13 protein-coding genes are annotated in these 23,787 nt (G+C 72.5%); 8 read left to right on the top strand and 5 right to left on the bottom strand.

Features of this window, described 5'->3' with window-relative positions; all coding sequences use genetic code 11:
* The first annotated feature begins 50 nt into the window (after positions 1-50).
* The 7 genes from M8542_RS11150 (at position 51) to M8542_RS11120 (ending at position 15,477) form a co-directional block, all read left to right on the top strand.
* Positions 51-191 carry a hypothetical protein gene (locus tag M8542_RS11150; protein ID WP_257919997.1) on the top strand — a complete coding sequence of 47 codons (141 nt, stop codon included), beginning with the start codon at positions 51-53 and terminating at the stop codon, positions 189-191.
* 181 nt (positions 192-372) lie between these two features.
* Entirely contained in the window at positions 373-3,837 is a 3,465-nt protein-coding gene (locus M8542_RS11145) for an AMP-binding protein (RefSeq protein WP_257919996.1), read from the top strand.
* A gap of 28 nt (positions 3,838-3,865) precedes the next feature.
* The gene (locus M8542_RS11140) at positions 3,866-10,129 is read left to right on the top strand and encodes a non-ribosomal peptide synthetase (protein ID WP_257919995.1); all 6,264 of its coding nucleotides are present in this window, start codon (positions 3,866-3,868) and stop codon (positions 10,127-10,129) included.
* Entirely contained in the window at positions 10,126-12,987 is a 2,862-nt protein-coding gene (locus tag M8542_RS11135; protein WP_257919994.1) for a condensation domain-containing protein, read from the top strand. Before M8542_RS11140 ends, M8542_RS11135 begins: the two co-directional genes overlap by 4 nt.
* A complete protein-coding gene (locus M8542_RS11130; protein ID WP_257919993.1) occupies positions 12,984-13,616 on the top strand; it encodes a condensation domain-containing protein in 633 nt (210 codons plus the stop codon). The genes M8542_RS11135 and M8542_RS11130 overlap by 4 nt, the downstream gene beginning before the upstream one ends.
* Entirely contained in the window at positions 13,616-14,323 is a 708-nt protein-coding gene (locus M8542_RS11125; protein WP_257919992.1) for a thioesterase II family protein, read from the top strand. Before M8542_RS11130 ends, M8542_RS11125 begins: the two co-directional genes overlap by 1 nt.
* A gap of 17 nt (positions 14,324-14,340) precedes the next feature.
* Entirely contained in the window at positions 14,341-15,477 is a 1,137-nt protein-coding gene (locus M8542_RS11120; RefSeq protein WP_257919991.1) for an SDR family oxidoreductase, read from the top strand.
* Here the strand turns inward: M8542_RS11120 and M8542_RS11115 are convergent.
* The 5 genes from M8542_RS11115 to M8542_RS11095 form a co-directional block, all read right to left on the bottom strand.
* Positions 15,468-17,774 (bottom strand): FdhF/YdeP family oxidoreductase, encoded by a 2,307-nt coding sequence (locus tag M8542_RS11115; RefSeq protein WP_257919990.1) that lies wholly within the window; start codon positions 17,772-17,774, stop codon positions 15,468-15,470. The two genes, M8542_RS11120 and M8542_RS11115, sit on opposite strands and share 10 nt — an antisense overlap.
* 104 nt (positions 17,775-17,878) lie before the next feature.
* The gene (locus M8542_RS11110) at positions 17,879-19,180 is read right to left on the bottom strand and encodes an MFS transporter (RefSeq protein WP_257919989.1); all 1,302 of its coding nucleotides are present in this window, start codon (positions 19,178-19,180) and stop codon (positions 17,879-17,881) included.
* Between the two features lie 67 nt (positions 19,181-19,247).
* Complete coding sequence (locus M8542_RS11105) at positions 19,248-19,685, bottom strand: MarR family winged helix-turn-helix transcriptional regulator (RefSeq protein ID WP_257919988.1); 438 nt, start codon at positions 19,683-19,685, stop codon at positions 19,248-19,250.
* A gap of 64 nt (positions 19,686-19,749) precedes the next feature.
* Positions 19,750-20,694 carry a hypothetical protein gene (locus M8542_RS11100; protein WP_257919987.1) on the bottom strand — a complete coding sequence of 315 codons (945 nt, stop codon included), beginning with the start codon at positions 20,692-20,694 and terminating at the stop codon, positions 19,750-19,752.
* Positions 20,695-20,730: 36 nt separating this feature from the next.
* On the bottom strand, positions 20,731-21,024 hold the full coding sequence (locus M8542_RS11095; protein ID WP_257919986.1) for a hypothetical protein: 294 nt from the start codon (positions 21,022-21,024) through the stop codon (positions 20,731-20,733).
* 56 nt (positions 21,025-21,080) lie between these two features.
* Between M8542_RS11095 and M8542_RS11090 the strand changes: the two genes are divergently transcribed.
* Complete coding sequence (locus M8542_RS11090) at positions 21,081-23,702, top strand: valine--tRNA ligase (RefSeq protein ID WP_257919985.1); 2,622 nt, start codon at positions 21,081-21,083, stop codon at positions 23,700-23,702.
* The last annotated feature ends 85 nt before the right edge of the window (positions 23,703-23,787 follow it).

Here is a 23,787-nt window from a genome sequence, read left to right as displayed (position 1 = left end):
GCGAAAGTCAGGCGCGCGAGGATGACAACGGCGGCTTTCGCTTGCCTGCCATGGTGAACGCGACCGCGGGCCTCGGCGGCCCGGTCCGGGCCGGCCGGCCGCAGCTGTCCAGCCGGCGTCGCCGCAAGTGGCGCACCAGCGACCGCACCGTGTCCTGCCGCCCCTCGGCCGCTCCCGCATCGGCGCTGTGATCGCCGCTCTCTGATCCGGGCTCGCACGCCCGGTTTCCACGCCCTTCCCGGGGTTCACCGCCAGGCTCACGCGCGCCCGCGCAACGCGGGGTTCGTGCGCGGCGCTTTGCCGACCGCGAAAAGGGTGGCCGCCGCCCGGCTGGGTTTTTGCTGACCATGAAACGCGAATGAGGGGTTTTTCGTGTCGGGGTTTTCGCACGTCGATGTCCGGAACCGTGATGTCCAGTCGCTGCTGCTGGCCCGGGTGCGCTCGGCGCCGCGGAGTCCGGCGTTCACGTTCCTCGTCAACGGTGAGGAACCGTTGCCCACCATCGACTACGCCGGTCTCGACGCCGCGGCCCGGGCGCGTGCGGCGGTCCTGGTGGGGCGTGGCCTGCGCGGGCGGACGGTGCTGCTCGCCTACGACGGCGGCGAAGAGTTCCAGATCGCCTTCCTGGCTTGCGTTTACGCCGGTGTCATCGCCGTGCCGACACCGGTTCCCGTGCGCACCGGCGCGTTGCGGCGGACCACGCACATCGCGCGGGACGCGATGACCACCACCGTCCTCACCGACATGTCGACCCGCGAGCGCGTCGCCGAAGCGCTGGGCGAAGCGGCGACCGAAGACCTCGACTGGCTGGTCACCGACGAATGGACGGAACCGGCGGACGACTGGGAATACCGCGAAGTCGAGCCGGACGACGTCGCGTTGCTGCAGTACACCTCGGGATCGACGGGCGACCCGAAAGGCGTGATGGTCACCCACGCCAACCTCTGGCACCAGGCCGCCGAGATGGACGAACTGTGGACGCGCGTCGAAGACGGCGCCGTCGTTTCCTGGCTGCCGATGTTCCACGACATGGGGCTGCTGTTCGGCTTGGTGTTCCCGGTCTTCACCGGAATGCCGGCGTACCTGCTGTCGCCGGAGGCTTTCGTGCGCAAGCCCGTGCGCTGGCTGGGCGCCATTTCCCGGTACCGGGCCACGCACGCGATCGCCCCGAACTTCGCCTACGAACGCTGCGTCAGCCACATCTCCGCCGAGGACCGCGCCACGCTCGACCTGTCGAGCTGGAAACTGGCGCTGAGCGGCGCCGAACCGGTCCGGTCCGCGACCCTCGCGAAGTTCGCGCGCGCGTTCGCGGAGACCGGCCTGGACCCGAACGCGCTGGGCACCGGCTACGGCCTGGCCGAGGCCACCCTGAAGGTCTCCGGCAGCACGCCCGGGCGGATGGCCGGAACCCTGTGGCTGTCGGCGAAAGCCCTGCAGGAAGGCCACGCCCTGCCGGTCGGTGAGGCCGAGGGCGGGTTGCCGGCCGTCACCAGCGGCCGCAGCCAGGGCGACACGGTCGTGCGGATCGTCGCCCCCGACAGCGCCGAAGCCCTGCCCGAAGGCCGGGTCGGTGAGATCTGGGTCCGGGGTGCCTCGGTCACCAAGGGGTACTGGAACCGGCCCGAGCAGACCGAAGCCACCTTTCACGCGACGATCCGCGGGGAGGGCCCGGAGCGCTACCTGCGCACCGGCGACCTCGGCTTCCAGCACGGCGGTGAGCTGTACGTCACCGGACGGCACAAGGACCTGCTGATCTTCAACGGCGAGAACCACTACCCGCAGGACATCGAGTACACCGCAGAGGAAAGCCACGCCGGCCTCCGGGTGTCGTCGGCGTGCGCGATCGGCGTCGAGGGCGACGGCGCGGAGAAGCTCGTGGTGGTCGTCGAGGTCGACGAAGCACTGCTCGCGTCGGTCGGCGTGGCCGAACTGGCCGCCGGGATCGAGTCGGCGGTGTGGCGGGAGCACCAGCTGGCGGTGCACCAGGTGGTGCCCGTCCGGCGCAACTCCCTGCCCCGGACCACGAGCGGCAAGATCCAGCGCACCGCGTGCCGCCTCGGCTACGAGCAGGGCGGGTTGAAGCTCGCCGCCGGCTCCCGGGAACCCGCCGAGGTCGAGGGCCTGCTGGAGTGGCTGCGCGAGTTCGGGGCCCGGCGCGTCGACTCGCAGCTGATGGACGAGCGCCGCGCCCTGCCGCCGCACATCGTCCTCGCGTTGGGGCGCAAGGGTTTGCTCGGCATGCAGATCCCGGCGGCGTACGGCGGGCTCGGCTTGGACACCGGCGCGACGCTGCGGGTGCTCGAGCAGCTCGCCGCGATCGACCTGACGCTGGCCACCTTCGTCTGCGACAACAACGCGCTGGGTGTGTACCCGATCGCGCGGTACGGCAGCGCGGAGCTGAAAGCCGCGCTGCTGCCCGAACTCGCGTCGGGCCGCTCGCTCGCGGCGTTCGCCGTGACGGAGCCGGGCGCGGGCTCGGCAATGCAGGCCATCCGGGCCACCGCCCGCGAAGGGGCGACCGGGCGCTGGACGATCACCGGCGACAAGTCGTGGAGCGGCAACGCTGCCTGGGCGGACGTGCTCGTCACCTTCGCTCAGGCGCGCGACGCCGAGGACCGCCCGCGAGGCTTGGCGGCCTTCGCGGTCTCGGGCGACGCGCCCGGGCTGCGGGTCGGCAAGGAAGCGCCGACCATGGGCCTGCGCGCGATGGTCCAGAACGCCCTGCGCTTCGACGACGTCCCCGCCACCGAACGCCTCGGCGACGGCGAAACCGTCGCGAACGAGACCATGATGCGCACCCGCCTCATGATCGGTGCGCTCTGCCTCGGCGCGATGCGCCGCGCCCTCCAGCTGCAGCACCGCTACGCACGGCGTCGCGAAGTCGGCACCGGGCGGTTGCTGGACAACCCGGTCACGCTCGCCGTGATGACGGACGCCGTCGCGGCGGTGGCCGGCGTGCACGCCCTGGTCCACGACGTCGCCGAAGAGCTGGACCGGGGCAACCGGCCCCCGGACACGGCGTTCCTCGCGGTGAAGGTGCTCGCCCCGGAGCTGCTGTGGCAGGTCGTGGACGGCGCCGTGCAGACCACCGGCGGCCGCGGCTACGTCGAGACGAACGTGCTGCCGCGGCTGCTGCGGGACGCCCGGGTGCTCCGGATCTTCGAGGGCCCGACCGAGAGCCTGCGGATGCACCTCGGCTCGCTCGTGGCGGCGGCCGGCGGCGCCGAACTCGTCGACGCCGACCTGGTGTCCCGGGTGCTCGGCCACTGCGAGCGGACGTTCGCCGCCCTGCCCGCGGCCGACCGCGTGCGCCGTGCCCACGACCTGCTCGGCGAGGTCGCCGCGACGGCGGTCCTGCTCGCCGCGGTCCAGCGGCGCGGGGACGGGCACGCGGAACCGTGGGCGCGGCGGAAGTTCGACGACGCCGTCGCGAAGGCGCTGGGTGTCGAGGAGTGCGCCGGCGCGGACGCGGTCTCCGCCGCGGTCGAGGGCTACGCGGCCGCGATCGGCGTCGTGGACCAGACCCCGGCCGGGGTCGACCACGAGCTGGACCCGTACCTGCGGGCGGAGTACGCCGAACCGGCGGCTCCCGCTGATCCGGAACATGCTGCCGAGGGCGGGCTGCGTGACTGGCTGGTCCGCTGGGTGGCCGCGAAGCTCGGCATCCCCGCGGCCGAAGTCGCCGGGGACACGCCGTTCCCGCGGTACGGGCTCGATTCCGTCGCGGTCACCGAGCTGGTCGGGGCCCTGCACGACGAGCACGGCCTGACCGTGCCCTCGGCGCTGCTCTGGGAGTACCCGACGATCGACGCCCTTTCCGCGCAACTCGACCGCTGACCGGTCCCGACACCTGGGTGGGGGAGTAATGCCCGATTCGATGCTGCCGTTGTCCGCCGGGCAGGAGGCGCTGTGGTTCCTGCACCGCTACGCGCCGGACAGCGCGTCCTACAACGTCGTCCTGGCCGTCCGGTTCCGGTCCGGCCTCCAGATCCCGCGGCTGGCCGACGCCGTCGCGGACCTGGCGGAGCGCCACGACCTGCTCCGGTCGGTCTTCGTCGAGCACGAAGGCCGGCCGGCGCGGGTGGTGCGGCCGCCGAGCCTGGTGCGCCTCGAGGTCCGGTCCGACCTGGCGCGGGCCGCGGCCGAACCGTTCGACCTCGGCGAGCGCGGCCCGTTCCGGGCGGTCGTGTGCCCGGAAGAGTCCGTCCTGCTGCTGGTCACGCACCACATCGCGACGGACTTCGTCTCGCAGGGCGTGCTGCTGCGCGACCTGCTCGACCGCTACACCGGCGAAGACCTGCCGGACCTGAAAGCGACGTACGCGGACTTCGTCGACAACGAGCGGCGGGTGCTTTCGTCGGATCGCGTGGCCGTGCTCGAACGGTACTGGACCGGGGAATGCGCCGGCGCGCCCACGATCTTCGAGCTGCCGGCCGACCGCCCGCGGCCGCTGCGCCAGAGTTTCGCCGGCGCGACCCACGTCGTCCCGCTGGACGCCGGGGCGAAGCTGCGGTCCCTCGCGCGTGAAGAGGCGGTCAGCCCCTTCACGGTCCTGCTGACCGCGTTCCAGGCGCTGCTGCACCGGTGCACCGGGCAGCCCGACTTCCTGCTCGCCTGCCCGACGATGCCGGACCTGGTCGGCGCGCTGAAGGGCGTCACCGGCTACTTCGTCAACCCGGTCCCGGTCCGGGCCCGGTGCGAGCCGGACAGCACGTTCCGGGGCCTGCTGCGGCAGACGCACCGGCGGGTGATCGGCGCGATGACCCACCGCGACTACCCGTTCCCGAAGCTCGTCGGCCTGCTGGACGTGCCGCGGGACCCCAGCCGGGCCCCGCTGGCCCAGATCGCGTTCAGCATGCAGGCGGCGGGCAGCTCGGGCGCGCTGCTCGACATGCACGCCGAGGGCGATCCCGACGTCGTGCGCGAGCACCGTGGGCTCGAGCTGTCCGCGTATCCGCTGCCGCAGCAGGAAGGGCAGTTCGACCTGTCCCTGGAAGTGGTCGAGACGAGCTCGTCGCTGCGGGCGGTCTTCAAGTACCGCACCGAGCTGTTCGACGCGGCGACGATCGCCCGGCTGGGGCGCAGCTTCGCGTGCCTGCTGGAGTCGGTGCTCGCCGAACCAGGCCGGCAGCTGTCCACTTTGGACGTCCTGGACACCGCGGCTCACGACGAGCTCGTCGAGCTCGGCGCCGGCGCGTCCGCGGAGCTGTCCGCCGAGTCGGCGCACGAGCTGATCGCGGCCCGGGTGGCCGAGTCCCCGCGGGCGGTGGCCGTGACGGCGGACGGCGTGGAACTCTCCTACGCCGAGCTGGACCACCTCGCCGGCGAGACCGCGCAACTGCTGCTGGCCAACGGTGTGCAGGCCGGCGACCGGGTCGGCGTGCACCTGCGCAAGGGGCCGCGGCTCGCCGTCGCCGTGCTCGCCACGCTGAAGGCGGGCGCGACCTACCTGCCCCTGGACCCGGGCCTGCCCGCCGACCGGATCGCGTTCATGCTGGCCGACACCGAGGCTCGGGTCGTCCTCAGCGAACCTGGCCTGGCCGACCGGCTTTCCGGGGTGCCGGTGCTGGAAGTCGGCCAGGCCGTGCCGCACGCGGCGTTCGGGGCGCCGGAGCCCGGCCCGGTCGCGAAGGACGCGGTGTTCGCCTGGGAGCGGTCCGCGCCGACGTCGAACCTGACGCTGTCGACGCCGTCGCCGGGGATCAAGATCACGCTGCTGCCGCCGACGGTCCCGGAGACCGCCTACCTGATCTACACGTCCGGCTCGACCGGCACGCCCAAGGGCGTCCGGGTCGGCCACCGCGGGCTGGTCAACCTGGCCGAGTGGCAACGCGAAGAGCTGCGGGCCGGGCCGGGCAGCGTCGTCCTGCAGTTCGCCCCGATCGGCTTCGACGCGTCGGTGTGGGAGCTCGTGATGGCGCTCGGCTCGGGCGCGACCCTGCACTTCCCGCCGCCGGAGGTGACGCCGGCCGGGGCGGAGCTCGCCGCGGTCGTCGCGGACGGCGGTGTCACGCACCTGACCGCGCCGCCGTCGGTGCTGGCCACGATCGCCCCCGCCGACGTGCCGAGCCTGACCCACGTCGTGGCCGCCGGCGAGGAATGCCCGGCCGAGCTGGCCCGCACGTGGAGCGAGCACGTCGCCTTCTACAACGGCTACGGTCCGACGGAGACCACGGTGTGCGCGACCGCCCACCGCTGCCGTCCCGGCGAAGGCCGGCCCGCGATCGGCCGGCCGTTGCGCAACACGCGGGTCTACGTGACCGACGACGCGCTCCGGCTCGTGCCGCACGGCGCCGTCGGCGAGCTGGTCGTGAGCGGCGTCGGCGTGGCCGGCGGGTACCTCGGCCGGCCCGAGCTGACCGCCGGGAAGTTCGTCGACGACCCGTTCGGGACCGGTAAGGCCTACCGCACGGGTGACCTCGTCCGGTGGCGGCCGGACGGCACCCTCGAGTTCCTGGGCCGACGTGACCGCCAGGTCAAGATCCGCGGCTTCCGGGTCGAGCTGGGCGAGGTCGAAGCCCTGCTCTCCGCGCACCCGGACGTGCGGCACGCGGTGGCGACCGTGGCCGGCCGGGCGATCATCGCCCACGTCCTGCCGCGGGACCCGGCCGCACCACCGTCCGGAGTGGACGAAGGCCTGCCCGGCCACCTGCGACCGTCGGCGGTCCACTTCGTCACCGAGTTCCCGTTGACCCCCAACGGGAAGATCGACCGGGCGGCCTTGAGCACGGCATCGGCCGCGGAGCCGGCCGCGCCCCGGACCGCCGCGGAGCGGGAGCTCGCGGCCATCCTGGGCGCGGAGCTGGAGCTGCCCGAAGTCGGGGTGCACGACGACTTCTTCGCGCTGGGCGGGCATTCCCTGCTCGCCGCGCGGCTGGCGTTCCGGGTCCGGGAGCGCTTCGGCGCCGAGCTGTCGCTCTCGCAGATCCTGCACCACCCGACCGTGGCCGCGATGGCCGCGCTGATCGACCGGCCGGCGGAGGAAGCCGGGTACCCGCAGGTGATCCCGGAGCCGGCGGCGGCCGCCGAGCCGTTCCCGCTGACCGACGTCCAGCAGGCGTACCTGCTCGGGCGCGGCACGGACTTCACGCTCGGCGGCGTGTCGGCGCACGGCTACTTCGAGCTCGAAGGCGACGAGCTCGACCCGGACCGGCTCACCGACGCCTGGAACACCGTCGTCCGGCGCCACCCGATGCTGCGCGCGGTCTTCGACGGCACCACCCAGCGCGTCCTGCCCGAGGTGCCGCGCTACGAAATCGCGGTCTGCGCCCCGGAGGAGCTCGCCGCGGTCCGCGCCGAGATGTCGCACCAGGTCCTGCCCGCCGACCGGTGGCCGCTGTTCGACATCCGGCTGACCCGGCTGCCCGGACGCTCACGCCTGCACCTGAGCTTCGACGGCCTGGTGGCCGACGGCGCGAGCCTGCGTCAGGTCCTGCGGGAATGGGCGCGGGCGTACGACGACCCGGCCGCGCAGTGGACGCCGGTCGGCCTCGACTTCCGCGACTACGTGCTGGCGGAGCAGCGCGTCGAGGAAACCGAGCGCTACCGGCGTGCCCGCGACTACTGGCAGGCGCGGGTCCCGGAGCTGCCCGCCGGGCCGGACCTGCCGGTGCGCGAGGGCACCGGCACCCCGGCGTTCGAGCGGCTGGCCGTGCGGCTGGACCCGGCCACCTGGACGGCGTTGCGCCGCCGGGCCGCGGCGGAGGGGCTGAGCCCGTCGAACGTGCTGCTGGCCGCGTACGCCGAGGTGCTGGCGGCCTGGAGCCGGAGCCGGCACTTCTGCGTGAACCTCACGTTGTTCAACCGGCTGCCGCTGCACGAAAAGGTGCCGGACGTCGTCGGCGACTTCACGTCGCTGACCCTGCTCGAAGTCGACTTCCGCGAGCCCGGGTCCTTCCCGGACAAGGCGCGGGCGCTGCAGTCGCGGTTGTGGCGCGACCTGGATCACCGCCACTACAGCGGTATCCGGGTGCAGCGGGACTGGGTGCGGGCCGGCGGCGAAGGGCGCCGGGGCGCGACCATGCCCGTCGTCTTCACCAGCGTGCTGGACGACGGCGCCGGCGGCTGGGGCTTCGAGCGCTTCGGCGAGCTGGTCGAAAGCACCAGCCAGACTCCCCAGGTCTGGCTGGACCACGTCGTGGTCGAACGCGACGGCGGTGTCGACCTCGTCTGGAACGTCGTGCCGGAGCTGTTCCCGGACGGCGTGCTCGACGACATGTTCGCCGCCTACCGGGCGTTCCTGGGCCGGCTCGCCGCGGACGAGGGCGCCTGGGCGGAGCGCCGCACCGACTTCCGCTCGCCGGCCGACGTCCGCGACCAGCGGGCCGCCAACGCCACCGGCCACGAGTGGGCACGGGTGCCGCTGCTGCACGAACCGTTCTTCGAGGTGGCCGAGCGGGAGCCGGACCGGATCGCGGTGTACGCCGCGGACCGGACGCTGTCGTACGGCGAACTCGCCGAACGCGCCGACGCGGTCGCCGCGGCACTGCGGGCCGGCGGCGTCGCCGAGGGCGAGTTCGTCGCGGTCGTGCTGGACAAGAGCTGGGAGCAGGTGGCGGCCGTGCTGGGCGTCCTGCGGGCGGGCGCGGCCTACCTGCCGGTGAACGTCCGGCTGCCCGCCGCCCGGCGCGCGCTGCTGCTGCGCGAGGCCGGCGCCCGGGCGGTGGTGACCCGGTCCGCGAACCTGGATCTGGTCGAAGAGCTCGAGGACACGCCGGTGGTCGTGGTCGTCGACCGGGCACCCGCGGCGGCGCCGCCGTCGACGACGCGGTCCGGGGAAGACCTGGCGTACGTGATCTACACGTCCGGCTCGACCGGGAAGCCGAAGGGCGTGGTGATCGACCACCGCAGTGCCGTCAACACCCTCCTCGACGTCAACCGGCGGTACGGGATCACCAGTGCCGACACGGCGCTCGCCTTGTCCAGCTTGAGCTTCGACCTCTCGGTGTACGACGTCTTCGGCGTCCTCGGCGCCGGTGGGACGCTCGTGGTGCCCGACCACGAGGCCGAGCTGGATCCCGCGCACTGGCTGCAGCTCGTGGCCAAGTACCAGGTGACGGTGTGGAACTCGGTGCCCGCGCTGATGCGGCTGGCGGTCCAGTGGGCCGAGCTGGGTGATCCGGCCGCGCTCGCTTCGCTGCGGGTGGTGATGTTGAGCGGGGACTGGATCCCGCTCACGCTGCCCGGTGAGATCCGCGCGTGCGCGCCGGAGGCCGAGGTGATCGGCATGGGTGGCGCCACCGAGGCGGCGATCTGGTCGAACTTCCACCGCGTCGGCGAGCCGCTGCCCGGGTGGCCGAGCGTGCCCTACGGCAAGCCCTTGGCCAACCAGACGTTCGCGGTGCTCGACGAAGCCCTGCAGCCTCGGCCGGCCTGGGTGCCGGGTGAGCTGTTCATCGGCGGCGCCGGCCTGGCGGTGGGGTACCTCGACGACCCGGAGCTGACCGCGAAAAAGTTCATCATTCACCCGGTGACCGGGGAGCGGCTCTACCGCACCGGCGACTGGGGGCGGTACCGGCCGGGCGGGATCCTGCAGTTCCTCGGCCGCGAAGACCTGCAGGTGAAGGTGAACGGCAACCGGATCGAGCTCGGCGAGATCGAGTCGGTGCTGCTGCGCCACCCGGGTGTCGAGGACGCGGTCGTGACCGCGCCGGTGCTCAAGGGCGACCGGCGGCTGGTGGCCTACCTGGTGTCCGAAATGGACACTGTGGACGCCGAGGACGTTCGCCGGCACCTGCGCGAACAGCTGCCGCCGTACATGGTGCCCGCGACGGTCGTCCACCTGGACAGCCTGCCGTTGAGCGCCAACGGCAAGGTCGACCGCGCCCGGCTGCCGGTGCCCGACGCCCCGGTCGCCGGCTCGGGCGCGAAGCCCGCGTCGGCGACCGAACGCAAGCTCGCCGGGCTCTGGGCCGACGCGCTGGGCCTGCCCGAGGTCGGCACCGACGAGAGCTTCTTCGTGCTGGGCGGGGATTCGCTGATCGCCATCCGGCTGCTGGCCAGGGTGGAGGAGGAGTTCGGCGTCCGGCTGGGCGTGCGCGAGGTCTTCGAAACACCGACGGTCGGCGGGCTGGCGGCGCTGATCGACGAACGACCCGCCGAAGACGACTGGGTGGAGGAGGAGCTGTGACGACCGGCGAACTCGTGCGGTGGCTCACCGAAAAGGGCATTTCCCTGAAGGTCACCGGCGACCGGCTCGTGGTGCGGTCCCAGCCGGGCACCCTGACCGACGAGATCCGCGACGTGCTGCGGCAACGCAAGGCCGAGCTGCTCGACGAGCTCGCGTCGCCGGCGGGCCAGGACGCGCCGCTGTCGTTCGGGCAGCAGCAGCTGTGGCTGCTCGACCAGCTCCCGGGCGGCGGCGTGGCGTACAACGTCACCGCCGTGCTCCACGTGACGGGTGCGCTCGACGCGGCCGCGCTGGAACGCGCGTTCACCGAACTGGTGCGGCGCAACGAAGTCCTGCGCACCTGCTTCACCGAGCACGAAGGCGCCCCGGTGCAGCGGGTGATCGAGGACTTCGCGGTGCCGGTGCCGGTGGTCGGCGCGCGGGACGTCCGCGAGGTGGCCACCGAGTCCGCGTTGGGGCGCTTCGACCTGACGCGGGACGTCCTGGTCCGGCTGACCCTGGTGCGGCACGACGAGGACGAGCACGACCTCGTCGTCACGATGCACCACATCGCGGGTGACGCGCTGTCGATGGGCCTGCTGTTCGGCGAGCTCGCCCAGCTGTACTCCGCGTTCGCCGCCGGTGAGCCGTCGCCGTTGCCGGAGCCGGGTGTCCAGTACCGGGACTTCGCGCGCTGGCAGCAGGACCGGTACGCCCGCACCGACCCGGCCGAGCTGGAGTTCTGGCGGGAGCACCTGCGTGGCGCCCCGGTCGAGATCGACCTGCCGGCCGACCGGCCCCGGCCCGCCGAGCGCTCCTTCGCCGGCGGCACGATCCGGTTCACCCTGCCCCCGGAGGTGGCCGCGGGCTTGAAACAGCTCGCCGGGCGCTACGGCGCGACCCTGTTCATGGGCCTGCTCGCGGTGCTGAAGACGGTGCTGGCCCGGCACGGCGGCCAGCGGGACGTCGTGGTCGGCATCCCGATGGCCAACCGGCAGCACCGGAACTTCCGCGACGCCATCGGGTTCTTCGTCAACACGCTCGCCATCCGGACGGACGTCACCGGCGATCCGTCGTTCGAGGAGTTCCTGCGCCGGGTGCGGGACGCGGCGCTGGCCGCCTTCGCGCACGGCGAAGTGCCGTTCGAACACGTCGTGCGGGCCGTGCAGGGCTCGGGCAGCCCGGGCCGGCTCCCGGTGTACCAGGTGATGTTCGGCCTGCAGACCGGCGAGCCCGGCCGGATCGACCTGCCCGGGTGCAAGGTCGAGGAGCTCCCGTTCGACCCGCCGACGGCCAAGCACGACCTGACGATGCTGATCGACGAGGTGCCCGGCGGGCTGGCCGTGCGGCTGGAGTACAACGGCGACATCTTCGAGCCCGCCACGGCGCGTCGGCTCGCCGTGCACTTCGCCGAGCTCTGCACGGCGATCGTGGCCGACCCGGGCCGGCCGCTGTCCCGGCTGCCGATGGCCGACGCCGTCGAACGCGCCGACCTCGCGTTGTTCCGCGGGGCCCAGCGGCTCGACATCACCGACGCCCACGGCGCACCCGTCGCCGTCGGCGAGCCCGGGGACCTGGTCGTCGTCGACGAGCACGGGAGCCGGCCGCTCGGCCGCCGGGCCCGCTGGCGCGCGGACGGCCGGCTGGACCTGCTCGACCCGGTCGAGGGCGGCGAGTACGACGTCCACGGCGTCCGGGCGCAGCCGGTGCACGCGGCTCCCGCGGCGCTCGGCGACGACGTCGAGCAGATCGTCGCGCAGGTCTGGTCGAAGGTGCTCGGCGTCGACGACCCGGCGCCGTCGGACGACTTCTTCGCCCTTGGCGGCAGTTCGATGGCGGCCATGCAGGTCAACTGGGAGCTGCGCAAGCTCCTCGGCGTCGAGATCCCGATGACCGAGGTGTTCGAGCACCCGACCGTCAGCGGGCTCGCCGCGCTCGTCCGGACGGCTTCGGGGGGCGACGGCGGTTCAGGCTGGCACCGGGCGGAGCTGCCGGCCGGTGGGCCCGGGCACCTCTGGAACGTCGCCGCGCTCGGCGCCGAAGACGTCTGGGCGGCCGGCCAGACCGACGCCGGCTCGGTGGTCCTGCACTGGGACGGGCGGTCGTGGACGGCCGTGGACCACCCCGACCTGCGCCGGGTGGTCGGGATCGCGGCGCCCGCGGCGGACGACGTCTGGCTTTCCGGGCGGACGGGCCTGCTGCACTGGGACGGCTCCCGGTGGAGCCGGGCGGCCGGCTTCGACTGCGCGTCGGTGATCGCCACCGGCGGCGTGGTCCGGACGTTGCTCCGGCCGTCGACGCCCGACGAGCCGCTGGCGGTGGCGAGCTGGGACGGCACGGACTGGCAGCGCCGAGCGCTGCCGGTGGCCCTGCCGGCGGAGACCCTGCACGGCTGCCTCAGCGCCGCCGGCCCCGACGAGTTCTGGGTCTCCACCATGCGCTCGCTCGGCGACGGCAGCACCGAGTCGGTGGTGCTGCGCTGGGCCGGCGGATGGTCCACTGTGGACGTCCCGGCGGACGCCGAGGTGATCCGCGTCGCGGCCCTGGCGGACGACGACGTCTGGGTGCTCGGCGCGCGGTCGTCGGCGAGCCTGGCGTGGCACTGGGACGGTCGCGAATGGACGGACACCACCGAAGGGTCCGGGTTGCGGGGCCGGCTCAACAGCATCGTGCGTGCCGGCGACGCGTGGTACGCGGCCGGTGGTGGCGACGGCGACCCGGGCCGGCTGCTGCGCTGGACGGCGGGCCGCTGGAGCGAGCTCGCCGCGCCGAGGTCGCTGCTGCTGGGCGATCTGGTGCGGCTGCCGGGAACCGGCGAGTTCGTCGCCGGCGGCGCGGCCGACGACGGGATGGCGGTGTTCCGGGGGTGCCTGCCGTGATGGTCGTCGAACTGACCGGGCCCCTCGACGTGGACGCCTTGGTCCGGGCGCTCGCCGAACTGGGCGCGGCCACCGCGCTCACCCTTGGCGGCGAGGGGGTGGCCCGGGGCGAGCCCACCCTGGTCCGCCTCGGCCCCGACCGGCACACGCTGACCCTGCCGGTGCTGGACGAGCGCTCGAAAGCGTTGCTGCTGAACGCACTCAGGACAGTGTACGCCGACTTCGCCGAGGGCTTGCCGTCGTCGTTGCCGAGGCGCCCGTCGTTCGGGGCGGGAAGCCCGCGTCCGGCGACGGTGACCCGCCACCGGATCCCGGCCGAGGTCCTGGCCGGCCTGCGCACGCTGGCCGAGCACCGGGGGTGCACTTCGGTCGAGCTGCTGCGCTCGCTGTTCGAGGAGGTGGCCGGCGACGACTGCGCGTTCGACCACGACGCCGGGCCCGAACCGGCCGCTGTCGGCTTCGTGCTCGCGCCGTCTTCGGAGTATTTCACCCGGTACCGCCACCACCTGACCGCGGACGCTTCCGGCGGGCTGGTCCTGGTGTCCGCGGCGGACGCGGACGAACTGCTGCCGGAGTTCGAGGGAGTCCTGGCCGACGCGGCCGGGCTGTGCGTCGAGGAGAGCTTTTGATGCGGCCCTGCTTTCCCTACGGCGAGCCGTCCGCGCGGGCCCGGGTCCGGTTGTTCTGCCTGCCGTACGCCGGGGGCGCGGCGAGCTCGTACCACCCGTGGTGGCAGCACCGCGACGGTGCCGTGGACGTGGTGCCGATCCAGTTGCCCGGGCGCGAGAACCGCGTCGGCGAAGACCCGGCGACCGACCTGCACGCGCTCGTCGACAGCTTGGTGGACGTCGTCGCGGGGTACGAGCCCTTCGCGCTCTTCGGGCACAGCATGGGCGCGCTCATCGCGTACGAGCTGGCCGGCCGGACCGCGCCCGAGCGGCTGTTCGTCTCCGGGTCCGTCGCGCCGGGCACGCTCACCGGCACCGGGACGACGTACCGGTGGCCCCGGCACGAGGTGATCGCCGAACTGCGGCGCCTCAACGGCACCCCCGCGGCGGTGCTGGACGACGACGACCTGCTGAACCTGTTGCTGCCGCGGCTGCGCGCCGACTGGCAGGTCGCCGACACGTACCGCCCGTCGACCGCGCGGGTGGCGGCGCCGATCAGCGCGTTCGGCGGCACCAGTGATCCGGACGTGCCCTTGGCGGGCCTGCTGGCTTGGCGAAAGCACGCGGAAGACGTGAGGACGCGGGTGCTGCCGGGCGACCACTTCTTCGTCGACCGGCATACGCGGACCTTGGTCGATCTGGTGCGCGCTGACCTGGGTATGTCGTGACACCGCACGAGGATGCGGTGCCGGACGAGTCCGTGACAGCTGCCCGCAGCGCACCCGCCCGACCCGGCCCGCCGGAGCGGATCCTGCTCACCGGCGCCACCGGGTTCCTGGGCGCGTTCCTGCTGCGCGAGCTCCTGGACCGCACCGGCGCCACGGTGTTCTGCCTCGTCCGCGGCGAAGCCGAGCGCGTGCACCGGAACCTGGCGCGCTACGGGCTTGCCCGTGAGGGCGACGAGGGCCGCGTCGCGGTGGTCGGCGGCGCCCTCGACCGGCCCGCGCTGGGCCTGGACCCGCTGACGTCCGGGCTGCTCGCCGAAAGCGTCGACGCGATCGTCCACAATGGATCGCGGGTCAACCTCGCGGAGGGGTACGGGCCGCTGAAAGCCGCGAACGTCGACGGGACCCACGAGATCCTCCGGCTCGCCGCGCGGCACCGCGTCACGCCCGTGCACTACGTGTCGTCGGCGGGTGTCGCGATTCCGCCCCGGCCGGTGCCGGCCATCCGCGAAGACCGGGTGGTGGCGCTGGACGACGTCGCCCCGATCGGGTACCTGCGCACGAAGTGGGTTGCCGAGGCACTGGTGCGCACCGCGGCGGCGCGCGGCATCCCGGCGTCGGTTTACCGCCCGGGCCGGATCGCCGGGCACTCCCGGACCGGCGCCGGCACGGCCGACGACGCGTTCTGGCAGCTCCTGCGCGCTCTGGTCCTCGTCGGCGCCGTCCCGGACACCACCGGCGACGTCCTGATCGACCTCGTTCCCGCCGACCACGTCGCCGCGTCGCTGGTCCGGCTGGTCGGGCAGCCGTCGTCGCTGGGCCGGACCTACCACCTGGCGAACTCCGCCCGGGTCCCGTTCGCCACGGTGCTGGCGGCGTTGCGGAGTGACGGCTACCCGCTGCGGGAGGTGTCCGCGAGCGCGTTCACCGACCTGGTGCGGGCGTCCGCCGACCCGGGTGTGCAGCGGGTCGCGCTCGTCAACGCCCTGGTGCCGAGCGTCCTGGACACCAGCGACCCGGTGTTCGACCAGCGCAACGTCCAGCAGGCGCTGCCGTCGGCCGGGTGCCCGCCGGTCGACGAGGAGCTGATCCTCCGCTACCTGCGGTACCTGGCCGGGACCGGCGGATTCCCGGCCCCGGCGCGGGTTCAGGCCTGAGGTTCCAGCCGCACGACGATCGCCTTCGACACCGGAGTGTTCGACTTCTCGGCCACCGAATCCAGCGGCACCAGGGCGTTGGCCTCGGGGAAGTACGCGGCCGCGCAGCCACGCGCGGTCGGGTAGGCGACGACGCGGAACGCCGGCGCGCGGCGGTCGCCGTCACGCCATTCGGAAACCAGGTCGACCATCGCGCCGTCGGCCAGGCCCAGCCCCGCGAGGTCGTCCGGGTTCACCAGCACCACCCGGCGGGCGTTCTCGATGCCGCGGTAGCGGTCCGAGAGCCCGTAGATCGTGGTGTTGTACTGGTCGTGGCTGCGCATCGTCTGCAGCAGCAGCCGGCCCTCGGGCACCTTCGGGTACTCCAGTTCGGACACCGTGAAGTTGCCCTTGCCGTTGGCGGTCCCGGTGAACTCGCGGGAGTCGCGCGGCGCGTGCGGCAGCACGAACCCGTCCGGCTCGCGGACCCGCCGGTTGTAGTCCTGGCAACCCGGCACGACCCGGGAGATGCGCTCGCGGACCAGGTCGTAGTCGGTCTCGAAGGTCCGCCACGGCACGGCGTGCCCGGCGCCGAACAGCTTTTCCGCCAGCCGGGCGACGATCGCGACCTCCGAGAGCAGGTGCTCGCTCGCCGGCTTGAGCCGGCCGCGGGAGGTGTGCACCTGCGACATCGAGTCCTCGACGGTGACGAACTGCTCGCCGCTCGCCTGGACGTCGCGTTCGGTGCGTCCGAGTGTCGGCAGGATGAGCGCGGTGCGGCCGTGCACGACGTGCGAGCGGTTCAGCTTCGTCGAGACGTGCACGGTGAGCGAGCACGACTCGAGGGCCTTCCCGGTGGCTTCGGTGTCCGGTGTCGCGGAGGCGAAGTTGCCGCCCACGGCGAAGAACACCTTGCCGCGGCCCTCGCGCATCGCGCGGATCGAGTCGACGGTGTCGAGGCCGTGCTCGCGCGGGACGTCGATGCCGAACTCGGCGGCGAGGGCGTCCATGAAGGACTGCGGCATCTTCTCCCAGATGCCCATGGTCCGGTCGCCCTGGACGTTCGAGTGCCCGCGCACCGGGCACAGGCCGGCGCCCGGCTTGCCGATCATGCCGCGCATCAGGGCCAGGTTGGCGATCTCCGAGATCGTCGGCACGGCGTGCTTGTGCTGCGTCAGGCCCATCGCCCAGCAGTAGATGGTGCGTTCCGACGCCGCGATCATCCGCGCGAGCTTTTCGATCTGCTCGCGCGGCAGCCCGGTGGCGTGCTCGACCTCGGGCCAGTCGATCTCCCGCAGGTGCTTCGCGTAGTCGTCGAAGCCTTCGGTGACCCGCTCGACGAAGTCGCGGTCGACGATCGCGCCCGGCGCCTCTTCGTCCCAGGCCAGCAGCAGGTGCCCGACCGCCTGGAACAACGCGAGGTCCCCGCCGAGGCGGATCTGGGCGAACTCGTCGGCCAGCGGCGTCCCCTTGCCGACGACCCCGCGGACGTTCTGCGGGTTCTTGAACCGCATCAGCCCGGCCTCGGGCAGCGGGTTCACGGCGATCACCCGCGCGCCGTTGCCCTTGGCGACCTCGAGCGCCGAGAGCATCCGCGGGTGGTTGGTGCCCGGGTTCTGCCCGACGACGACGATCAGGTCGGCCTGGTGGATGTCGGCGAGGCTGACCGACCCCTTGCCGACGCCGGTGGTGGCCGAGAGGGCCGCGCCGGAGGACTCGTGGCACATGTTCGAGCAGTCCGGCAGGTTGTTGGTGCCGAAGGACCGCACCATCAGCTGGTAGAGGAACGCGGCCTCGTTGCTGGTGCGGCCGGAGGTGTAGAAGAACGCTTCGTTCGGGTCGGTCAGCGCGGTCAGCTCACCGGCGACGAGCTCGAACGCGTCGTCCCAGGAGATCGGCTCGTAATGCGTCGCGCCTTCGCGGAGCACGAACGGCTCGGTGATCCGGCCCTGCTGGCCGAGCCAGTAGTCGGTCTTGCTCCGGAGGTCCTCGATCGGGTGCCGCGCGAAGAACTCGCGGTCCACCCGCCGTTTCGTGGCTTCCTCGGCGACGGCCTTGGCGCCGTTCTCGCAGAACTCGGCCAGCTTCCGCTTCTCGCCGTCGACTTCCCGCGGCTCGGGCCACGCGCAGCCGGGGCAGTCGAAGCCCTCGCGCTGGTTCAGCAGCCGCAGGGCCTTGATCGTCCGCCCGGTGCCCATCTGCTCGACGCTGCGCGCGAGCGACACGGCCACCCCGGGTATCCCGGCCGCCCAGCCCTTCGGCTTGCCCACCTCGAGGCGGGTTTCGTCCACGTCCTGCGCCGGCGCTTCACGGGTCATGTGTTCATCGTGCGCCTCGATGACCATCGACGCGAACAGGGGGTAGGTCACACTTCGGCGGCACGAGGCACGTGACGAGTCCTGGTCCCAGGCGGAACTCGGGCTCACACTTCGGCGGCGCGCAGTCCCCGGTCGGCCAGCGTGACGACGAGCAGCAGTCCGCTGATCACCACCAACGCGATCGCCAGCCGGTGCAGGCCCGCCGAATCCGCGTGCGGGCCGTAGCACAGCGCGATGAGCGTCGAGGCCACGATGGCGCCCAGGTACTGGGCCGTCCGGAACAACCCGCTCGCGGTGCCCATCTGCTCGGCCGGCGCCTCGCGGTAGAGCGTCGTCTGGTTCGCGACGCTCGTCAGGCCCTGCGCCAGGCCGAACAACCCGGCCAGCGCCAGCAGTTCACCGACCGCCGTGCCGTCGTGGACGAGCAGCAGCAGCGCCGACCCGCCGACCAGGGCCACCGCCACCGTGATCAGCCGCGCCCGGATCCCGGACGCGCGCCCCGAAAACGCCGCCGCGCAGACCGCCGTGCCCGACATCGGCAGCAGCATCAGCCCGGCCGCCTCCTCGGACAGCTGCCGCGTGGTCTCCAGCCACTGGACGTAGCCGAACATGATCGCGTAGATGGCCATGAAGCTCAGCGCCTGCCGCAGGTACGTGCGCAGGATCGCGCCGTTGGCCGCGAGCATCCGCAGGTCCAGGAACGGCGCGTCCCGCCGCAGCTCGACCAGGGTGAACGCGACGCCGAACGCGGCGACCACCGCGAGCAGCCAGGCTTCGGCGCCCGGATCCATCAGGAAGAGCAGCAGCGCCAGCAGGGTCGCCGAGAACAGCGCGATGCCCAGGACGTCGATGCGGGTCCGGGTGCGTGCGCCGCGGTCGTCCTTCGGCACCCACAGCAGCGCCAGCACCAGCGACAGCCCGGCCAGCGGGATGTTCACGGCGAAGATCGCGGGCCAGCCGAACAGCCCGATCAGCAGCCCGCCGAGCGTCGGGCCGATCACCATCACCGTCTGCGCGGACATCGACAGCAGCGACAGCACGCGGGCGGGCACGCCCCGGCCGCTCGCCTCGGCGTGGTGGCGCAGCACGGCCATCGCGGCCGGGAACCCGGCACACGTGCCCAGGCCCAGCACCACCCGCACGCCGGTCAGCCACTCCACCGAGATCGGGATCATGCCCGCGATCCCGGCGACGATCACCAGCGCCGCCCCGCCGAGCAGCACGCGCCGGGCGCCGTAGCGGTCCACCAGCAGCCCGACCACCGGCTGCCCGACCGCGGTGGCCAGGTACAACGCCGAAATCAGCCACGCCGTCTGGCCGGGGCCGGCGCCGAAGCTGCGGCCGATCGGCACCAGCGCGACCGCGATGAGCGTCGAGTTGATCGGGTTGAGCACCGCGCCGGCCACCAGGGGGGTGACCAGGCGGGCGCCGAACTTGGCAGGGGCGGTGAGGGTGCTCGTGAGAACTCTCCTTCTAGTGCTCGGCGACGCGCTGCAGCAAGGGCAACGCACGGGTGACGGTCTCGAGCTCGGCGGGGGACAGCGCGTCCGCCAGCGCCTGGGCGAGCCACTCGTCGCGGTGCTGGAGGATGCCGCGCACCGTGTCGGAGCCGGTCTCGGACAGGCCGATGACGACGCGGCGCCGGTCGGCCGGGTCGGGGGTGCGGGTGAGGTAACCCAGCTCGTCGAGGACGCCGAGCGTCGAGGCCATCGACTGCTGCCGGACGTGCTCGGCGGCGGCCAGTTCGCCCTGGGTGGCGGGGCCTTCGCGGTGCAGCCGGTTGAGCACGGCGGACTGCGACGGCGTCAGGATCCCGGCGTTGTCGACGTGCCGCAGCCGCCGGTGCAGCTGCGCGACGACGGCGCGGATCCAGCCGGCGCTTTCGGCCACGTGTGCGGGTACTTCGCCCATACACACAGTCTAACTGTACAGTCCAGGCTGTGCATCTGGCTGTTGTGCGTCTTACTGTGACGTGTCAGGCGGGGCAGCCGTCCAGGGTCGGCACCGGGTACTTCGGGTCGTAGTAGCCGGGCGCGTCCTGGTCGCCGCCGGTGCCCGCGACGGACGGCGGGTTCGCGTAGCCGGGCGCCAGGTAGCCCTCCCTCGCGGCGGCGCAGCCGACCGCCGAGAACGCGCTCGAGCCACCGTCGAGCCAGAGTCCCTGGCTGCCCTTCGTGAAGTTCTTGCCGCTGCGGAGCACGTACGTCTCGTCCACGCGCAGGAAGCTGACGATCTCCGACGGGCTGGTCAGCCCCTCCGGGTGGACGTTGTCGAAGGCGTAGGCGATGACGTACTTCGCGTCGACCGCCAGCTCGCCGGCCTTGGCGCCGGGGTGCGCGGTCAGCGTGCCGAAACTGCGAGGCCCGGCGTCGAGCAGGTGGTAGCCGTCGGCGAGCTCGGTCAGGTACGAGTCCCAGCTCGCCGTGCCCTTCGCGGGCTTGCGGGCGAACACCCCGGTCAGCTGGTCGCGGAAGTCCGGCGCGAGGAGGCCGAGGAACCCTTTCGCGTCGTGCCCGGTCAGCACCGCCGGCTCGAGCCGGGCCGCGGCGATCGCCTGCTTGACCTTGGCGTAGGCGGCGGCCTCGGCGGTTCCGGCCGATGGCGTGGTGATGCCGTCCAGCCCCTTGGGCCAGGCGTCGGCGGGGGTGTTCAGGTAGGGCCGGGCGAGGTCGACGTGGGCGTAGCGCGGCACCGACGTCGGGTTCGGCGGCGCGGCCTCCTTCGCGGGACGGCGGCCGACCAGCACGATCGCCGCCGTCGTCACGCCGAGTATCGCCACGAACACGGCGAAGACCCACCAGCGGCGGCCGGGTTTCCGGGCGCGGCGCTTCTGCTGCTTGCGGAACTGCTTGCGGTCCTGCTTCGAGCCCAGCCAGGCGTGTCGAGCAGGTTTTCGTCGTCCACGTGCTGCTTCCCCCAAGGTCGATGCCTGATCATCGACAGCGGGGGTCGGGCGTTACGACCCGAAGAACAGGAACGGGTCCTCGTTGACGCCGACGCCCTGGATCTGGTGCACGACGACGGCCGCGGCGACCAGGACGACGACCACCAGCAGGGCGAGCACGCCCGGCCAGCGGCTGTGCCCGGGCTGCTGCACCCGGCCCTCGCGCTTGCGGCGCTTTTTGAGGTCCTTCTTCGCGCCCAGCCAGGCGTCCCGCTCGGCGTAGCGCTGCCAGTCGGGGTTCATCAGGTCAGGGTGAGTTTCCAGGCGCCGGTCGTCCGGATCCTGCGGCTGGTGAGGCTGTGCCATCCCGAGTGCCTTCCCCCTGGGTGACCCGCCGTGACGGGTTCGTAGACTTGTCCATTGTGACCGAGAACGCTCCGCAGCAGACCACCGACCTTCCGGGTGCCTGGGACCCGGCCGCCGAGGAAGCACCGATGTACGACCGCTGGGTAGCGGCCGGGTACTTCACGGCCGACGCCTCGTCGGAGAAGCCGCCGTTCTCGATCGTACTGCCGCCGCCGAACGTGACCGGTTCGCTGCACATGGGCCACGCGCTCAACCACACCCTGATGGACGCGATGAGCCGCCGCCGTCGCATGCAGGGCTACGAGGTGCTGTGGCTGCCGGGCATGGACCACGCGGGCATCGCGACGCAGAACGTCGTCGAGCGGCAGCTGGCCGGCGAGGGCCTTTCGCGCCACGACCTGGGCCGCGAGAAGTTCGTCGAGCGCGTCTGGGAGTGGAAGGCCGAGTACGGCGGCAAGATCCTCGACCAGATGAAGCGCCTCGGCGACGGCGTCGACTGGTCGCGTGAGCGCTTCACCATGGACGAGAACCTGTCGAAGGCCGTCCAGACGGTGTTCAAGAACTTCTTCGACGAGGGCCTGATCTACCGGGCCGAGCGGATCATCAACTGGTGCCCGCGCTGCCGGACCGCGCTCTCGGACATCGAGGTCGACCACAGCGACGACGACGGCGAGCTCGTCTCGATCCGCTACGGCGACGGTGCCGACGCGATCGTGGTGGCCACCACCCGCGCGGAGACGATGCTGGGCGACACCGCGGTCGCCGTCCACCCGGACGACGAGCGGTACGCGCACCTGGTCGGCACCACCGTCGAGCTGCCGCTGACCGGCCGCCGCATCCCGATCGTGGCCGACAAGCACGTCGACCCCGAGTTCGGCACCGGCGCGGTCAAGGTGACCCCGGCGCACGACCCGAACGACTTCGAGATCGGCCGCCGGCACGACCTGCCGATGCTCACGGTGATGAACGAGAAGGCCGAGATCACGGTGCCCGGGCCGTTCGAGGGCCTGGACCGGTTCGAGGCGCGGCCCGCGGTGGTCGCGGCGCTGCGCGAGCTGGGCCGGATCGTCGCGGAGAAGCGGCCGTACGTGCACGCGGTCGGGCACTGCTCGCGCTGCGACACGGTGGTCGAGCCGCGGCTGTCGCTGCAGTGGTGGGTCAAGGTCGAGGAGCTGGCCAAGCTGGCGGGCGACGCGGTCCGCGACGGCCGGACGAAGATCCACCCGGCCGAGCTGGGCAAGCGGTACTTCGACTGGGTCGACAACATGCACGACTGGACGATCTCGCGCCAGCTGTGGTGGGGCCACCGCATCCCGGTGTACTACGGCCCGGACGGCGAAGTGGTGTGCGTCGGCCCGGACGAGCAGCCGCCGTCCGGGGAAGGCTGGACGCAGGACCCGGACGTGCTGGACACGTGGTTCTCGTCGGGCCTGTGGCCGATGTCGACGCTGGGCTGGCCTTCTTCCTCCTCGGATTTGGAGAAGTTCTACCCGACCAGCGTTCTTTCGACGGGTTACGACATCCTGTTCTTCTGGGTCGTCCGGATGATGATGTTCGGCGTGCACCAGATGGCCGGGAAGCAGCCGTTCGACCACGTGTACCTGCACGGCCTGATCCGCGACGCGAACGGCAAGAAGATGTCGAAGTCGCGCGGCAACGTGATCGACCCGCTGGAGTGGATGGACGCGTACGGCGCGGACGCCACCCGCTTCACCCTGGCCCGCGGCGCGAACCCGGGCGCGGACATGGCCCTGGCCGACGAGTGGGCGGCGGGCTCCCGCAACTTCTGCACGAAGCTGTGGAACGCGACGAAGTTCGCGATGATGAACGGGGCGTCGGTCGCTGCGCCGCTGCCTTCTGCTTCTTCTTTGACGGAAGCGGATCGGTGGATCCTGGGGCGGCTGAGCGCGCTGGTGTCCGAAGTGGACGGTCTGTTCGAGGACTTCCAGTTCGCGAAGGTGGCGGGCGCGCTCTACCAGTTCACGTGGAACGAGCTGTGCGACTGGTACCTGGAGCTGGCGAAGGTCCAGCTGTACCAAGGGGATGACGCCCGGGTCGCGTCGACTCGCGCGGTGCTCGGGCACGTGCTGGACACGGTGCTGCGGTTGCTGCACCCGTTCATCCCGTTCATCACGGAGAAGCTCTGGACGGCGCTGACCGGCGGCTCGTCGTTGGTGATCGCGGCGTGGCCCGCACCTTTCGACGGCTACGCGGACGCTTCGGCCGACGCCCGGATCGCGGACGTCCAGAAGCTGGTGACGGAGATCCGCCGCTTCCGCGCGGACCAGGGCCTGAAGCCGGGCCAGAAGGTGGCGGCCAGGCTCGCCGGGTACGCGGGCGGCCACGAGGAGGCAATCCGGTCCCTGGTCCGGTTGACCCCGGCCGCCGAAGACTTCGCGGCGAGCGCCTCGCTGGAGGTGGCCCTGGGCGACGGCGTGGTGACGGTGGAGCTGGACCTGTCGGGCACGGTCGACGTGGCGGCGGAGCGCAAGCGCCTGGAGAAGGACCTGGCGGCGGCGCAGAAGGAGCTGACCCAGACGGAGGCGAAGCTCGGCAACGAGGCTTTCATCGCCAAGGCTCCGGAGCACGTGGTGGACAAGATCAAGGTCCGCAAGAAGACGGCGGTGTCGGACATCGAGCGTATTACCGCGCGGCTGGCGGCGCTGCCGGCTTCCTGAGGTTGCTGACCGAGCCGGCACTTTCACGTGAAAGTGCCGCCGGGACCGAGCCCGGCTCCTTCGTGAGGGGCCGGGCTTGGTCATG

It is taken from the genome of Amycolatopsis iheyensis (assembly GCF_024703995.1).
Taxonomy (GTDB): Bacteria; Actinomycetota; Actinomycetes; order Mycobacteriales; family Pseudonocardiaceae; genus Amycolatopsis; species Amycolatopsis iheyensis.
This window is presented reverse-complemented; position numbering and strand designations above follow the sequence as displayed.

What these genes read in the sequence shown, in the direction of transcription:
- M8542_RS11150 (WP_257919997.1), top strand. Translation starts at nt 51, where the DNA reads ATGGTGAACGCGACCGCGGGCCTCGGCGGCCCGGTCCGGGCCGGCCGG.
- M8542_RS11140 (WP_257919995.1), top strand. Translation starts at nt 3,866, where the DNA reads ATGCCCGATTCGATGCTGCCGTTGTCCGCCGGGCAGGAGGCGCTGTGG.
- M8542_RS11125 (WP_257919992.1), top strand. Translation starts at nt 13,616, where the DNA reads ATGCGGCCCTGCTTTCCCTACGGCGAGCCGTCCGCGCGGGCCCGGGTC.
- M8542_RS11115 (WP_257919990.1), bottom strand. Translation starts at nt 17,774, where the DNA reads ATGACCCGTGAAGCGCCGGCGCAGGACGTGGACGAAACCCGCCTCGAG.
- M8542_RS11105 (WP_257919988.1), bottom strand. Translation starts at nt 19,685, where the DNA reads ATGGGCGAAGTACCCGCACACGTGGCCGAAAGCGCCGGCTGGATCCGC.
- M8542_RS11095 (WP_257919986.1), bottom strand. Translation starts at nt 21,024, where the DNA reads ATGGCACAGCCTCACCAGCCGCAGGATCCGGACGACCGGCGCCTGGAA.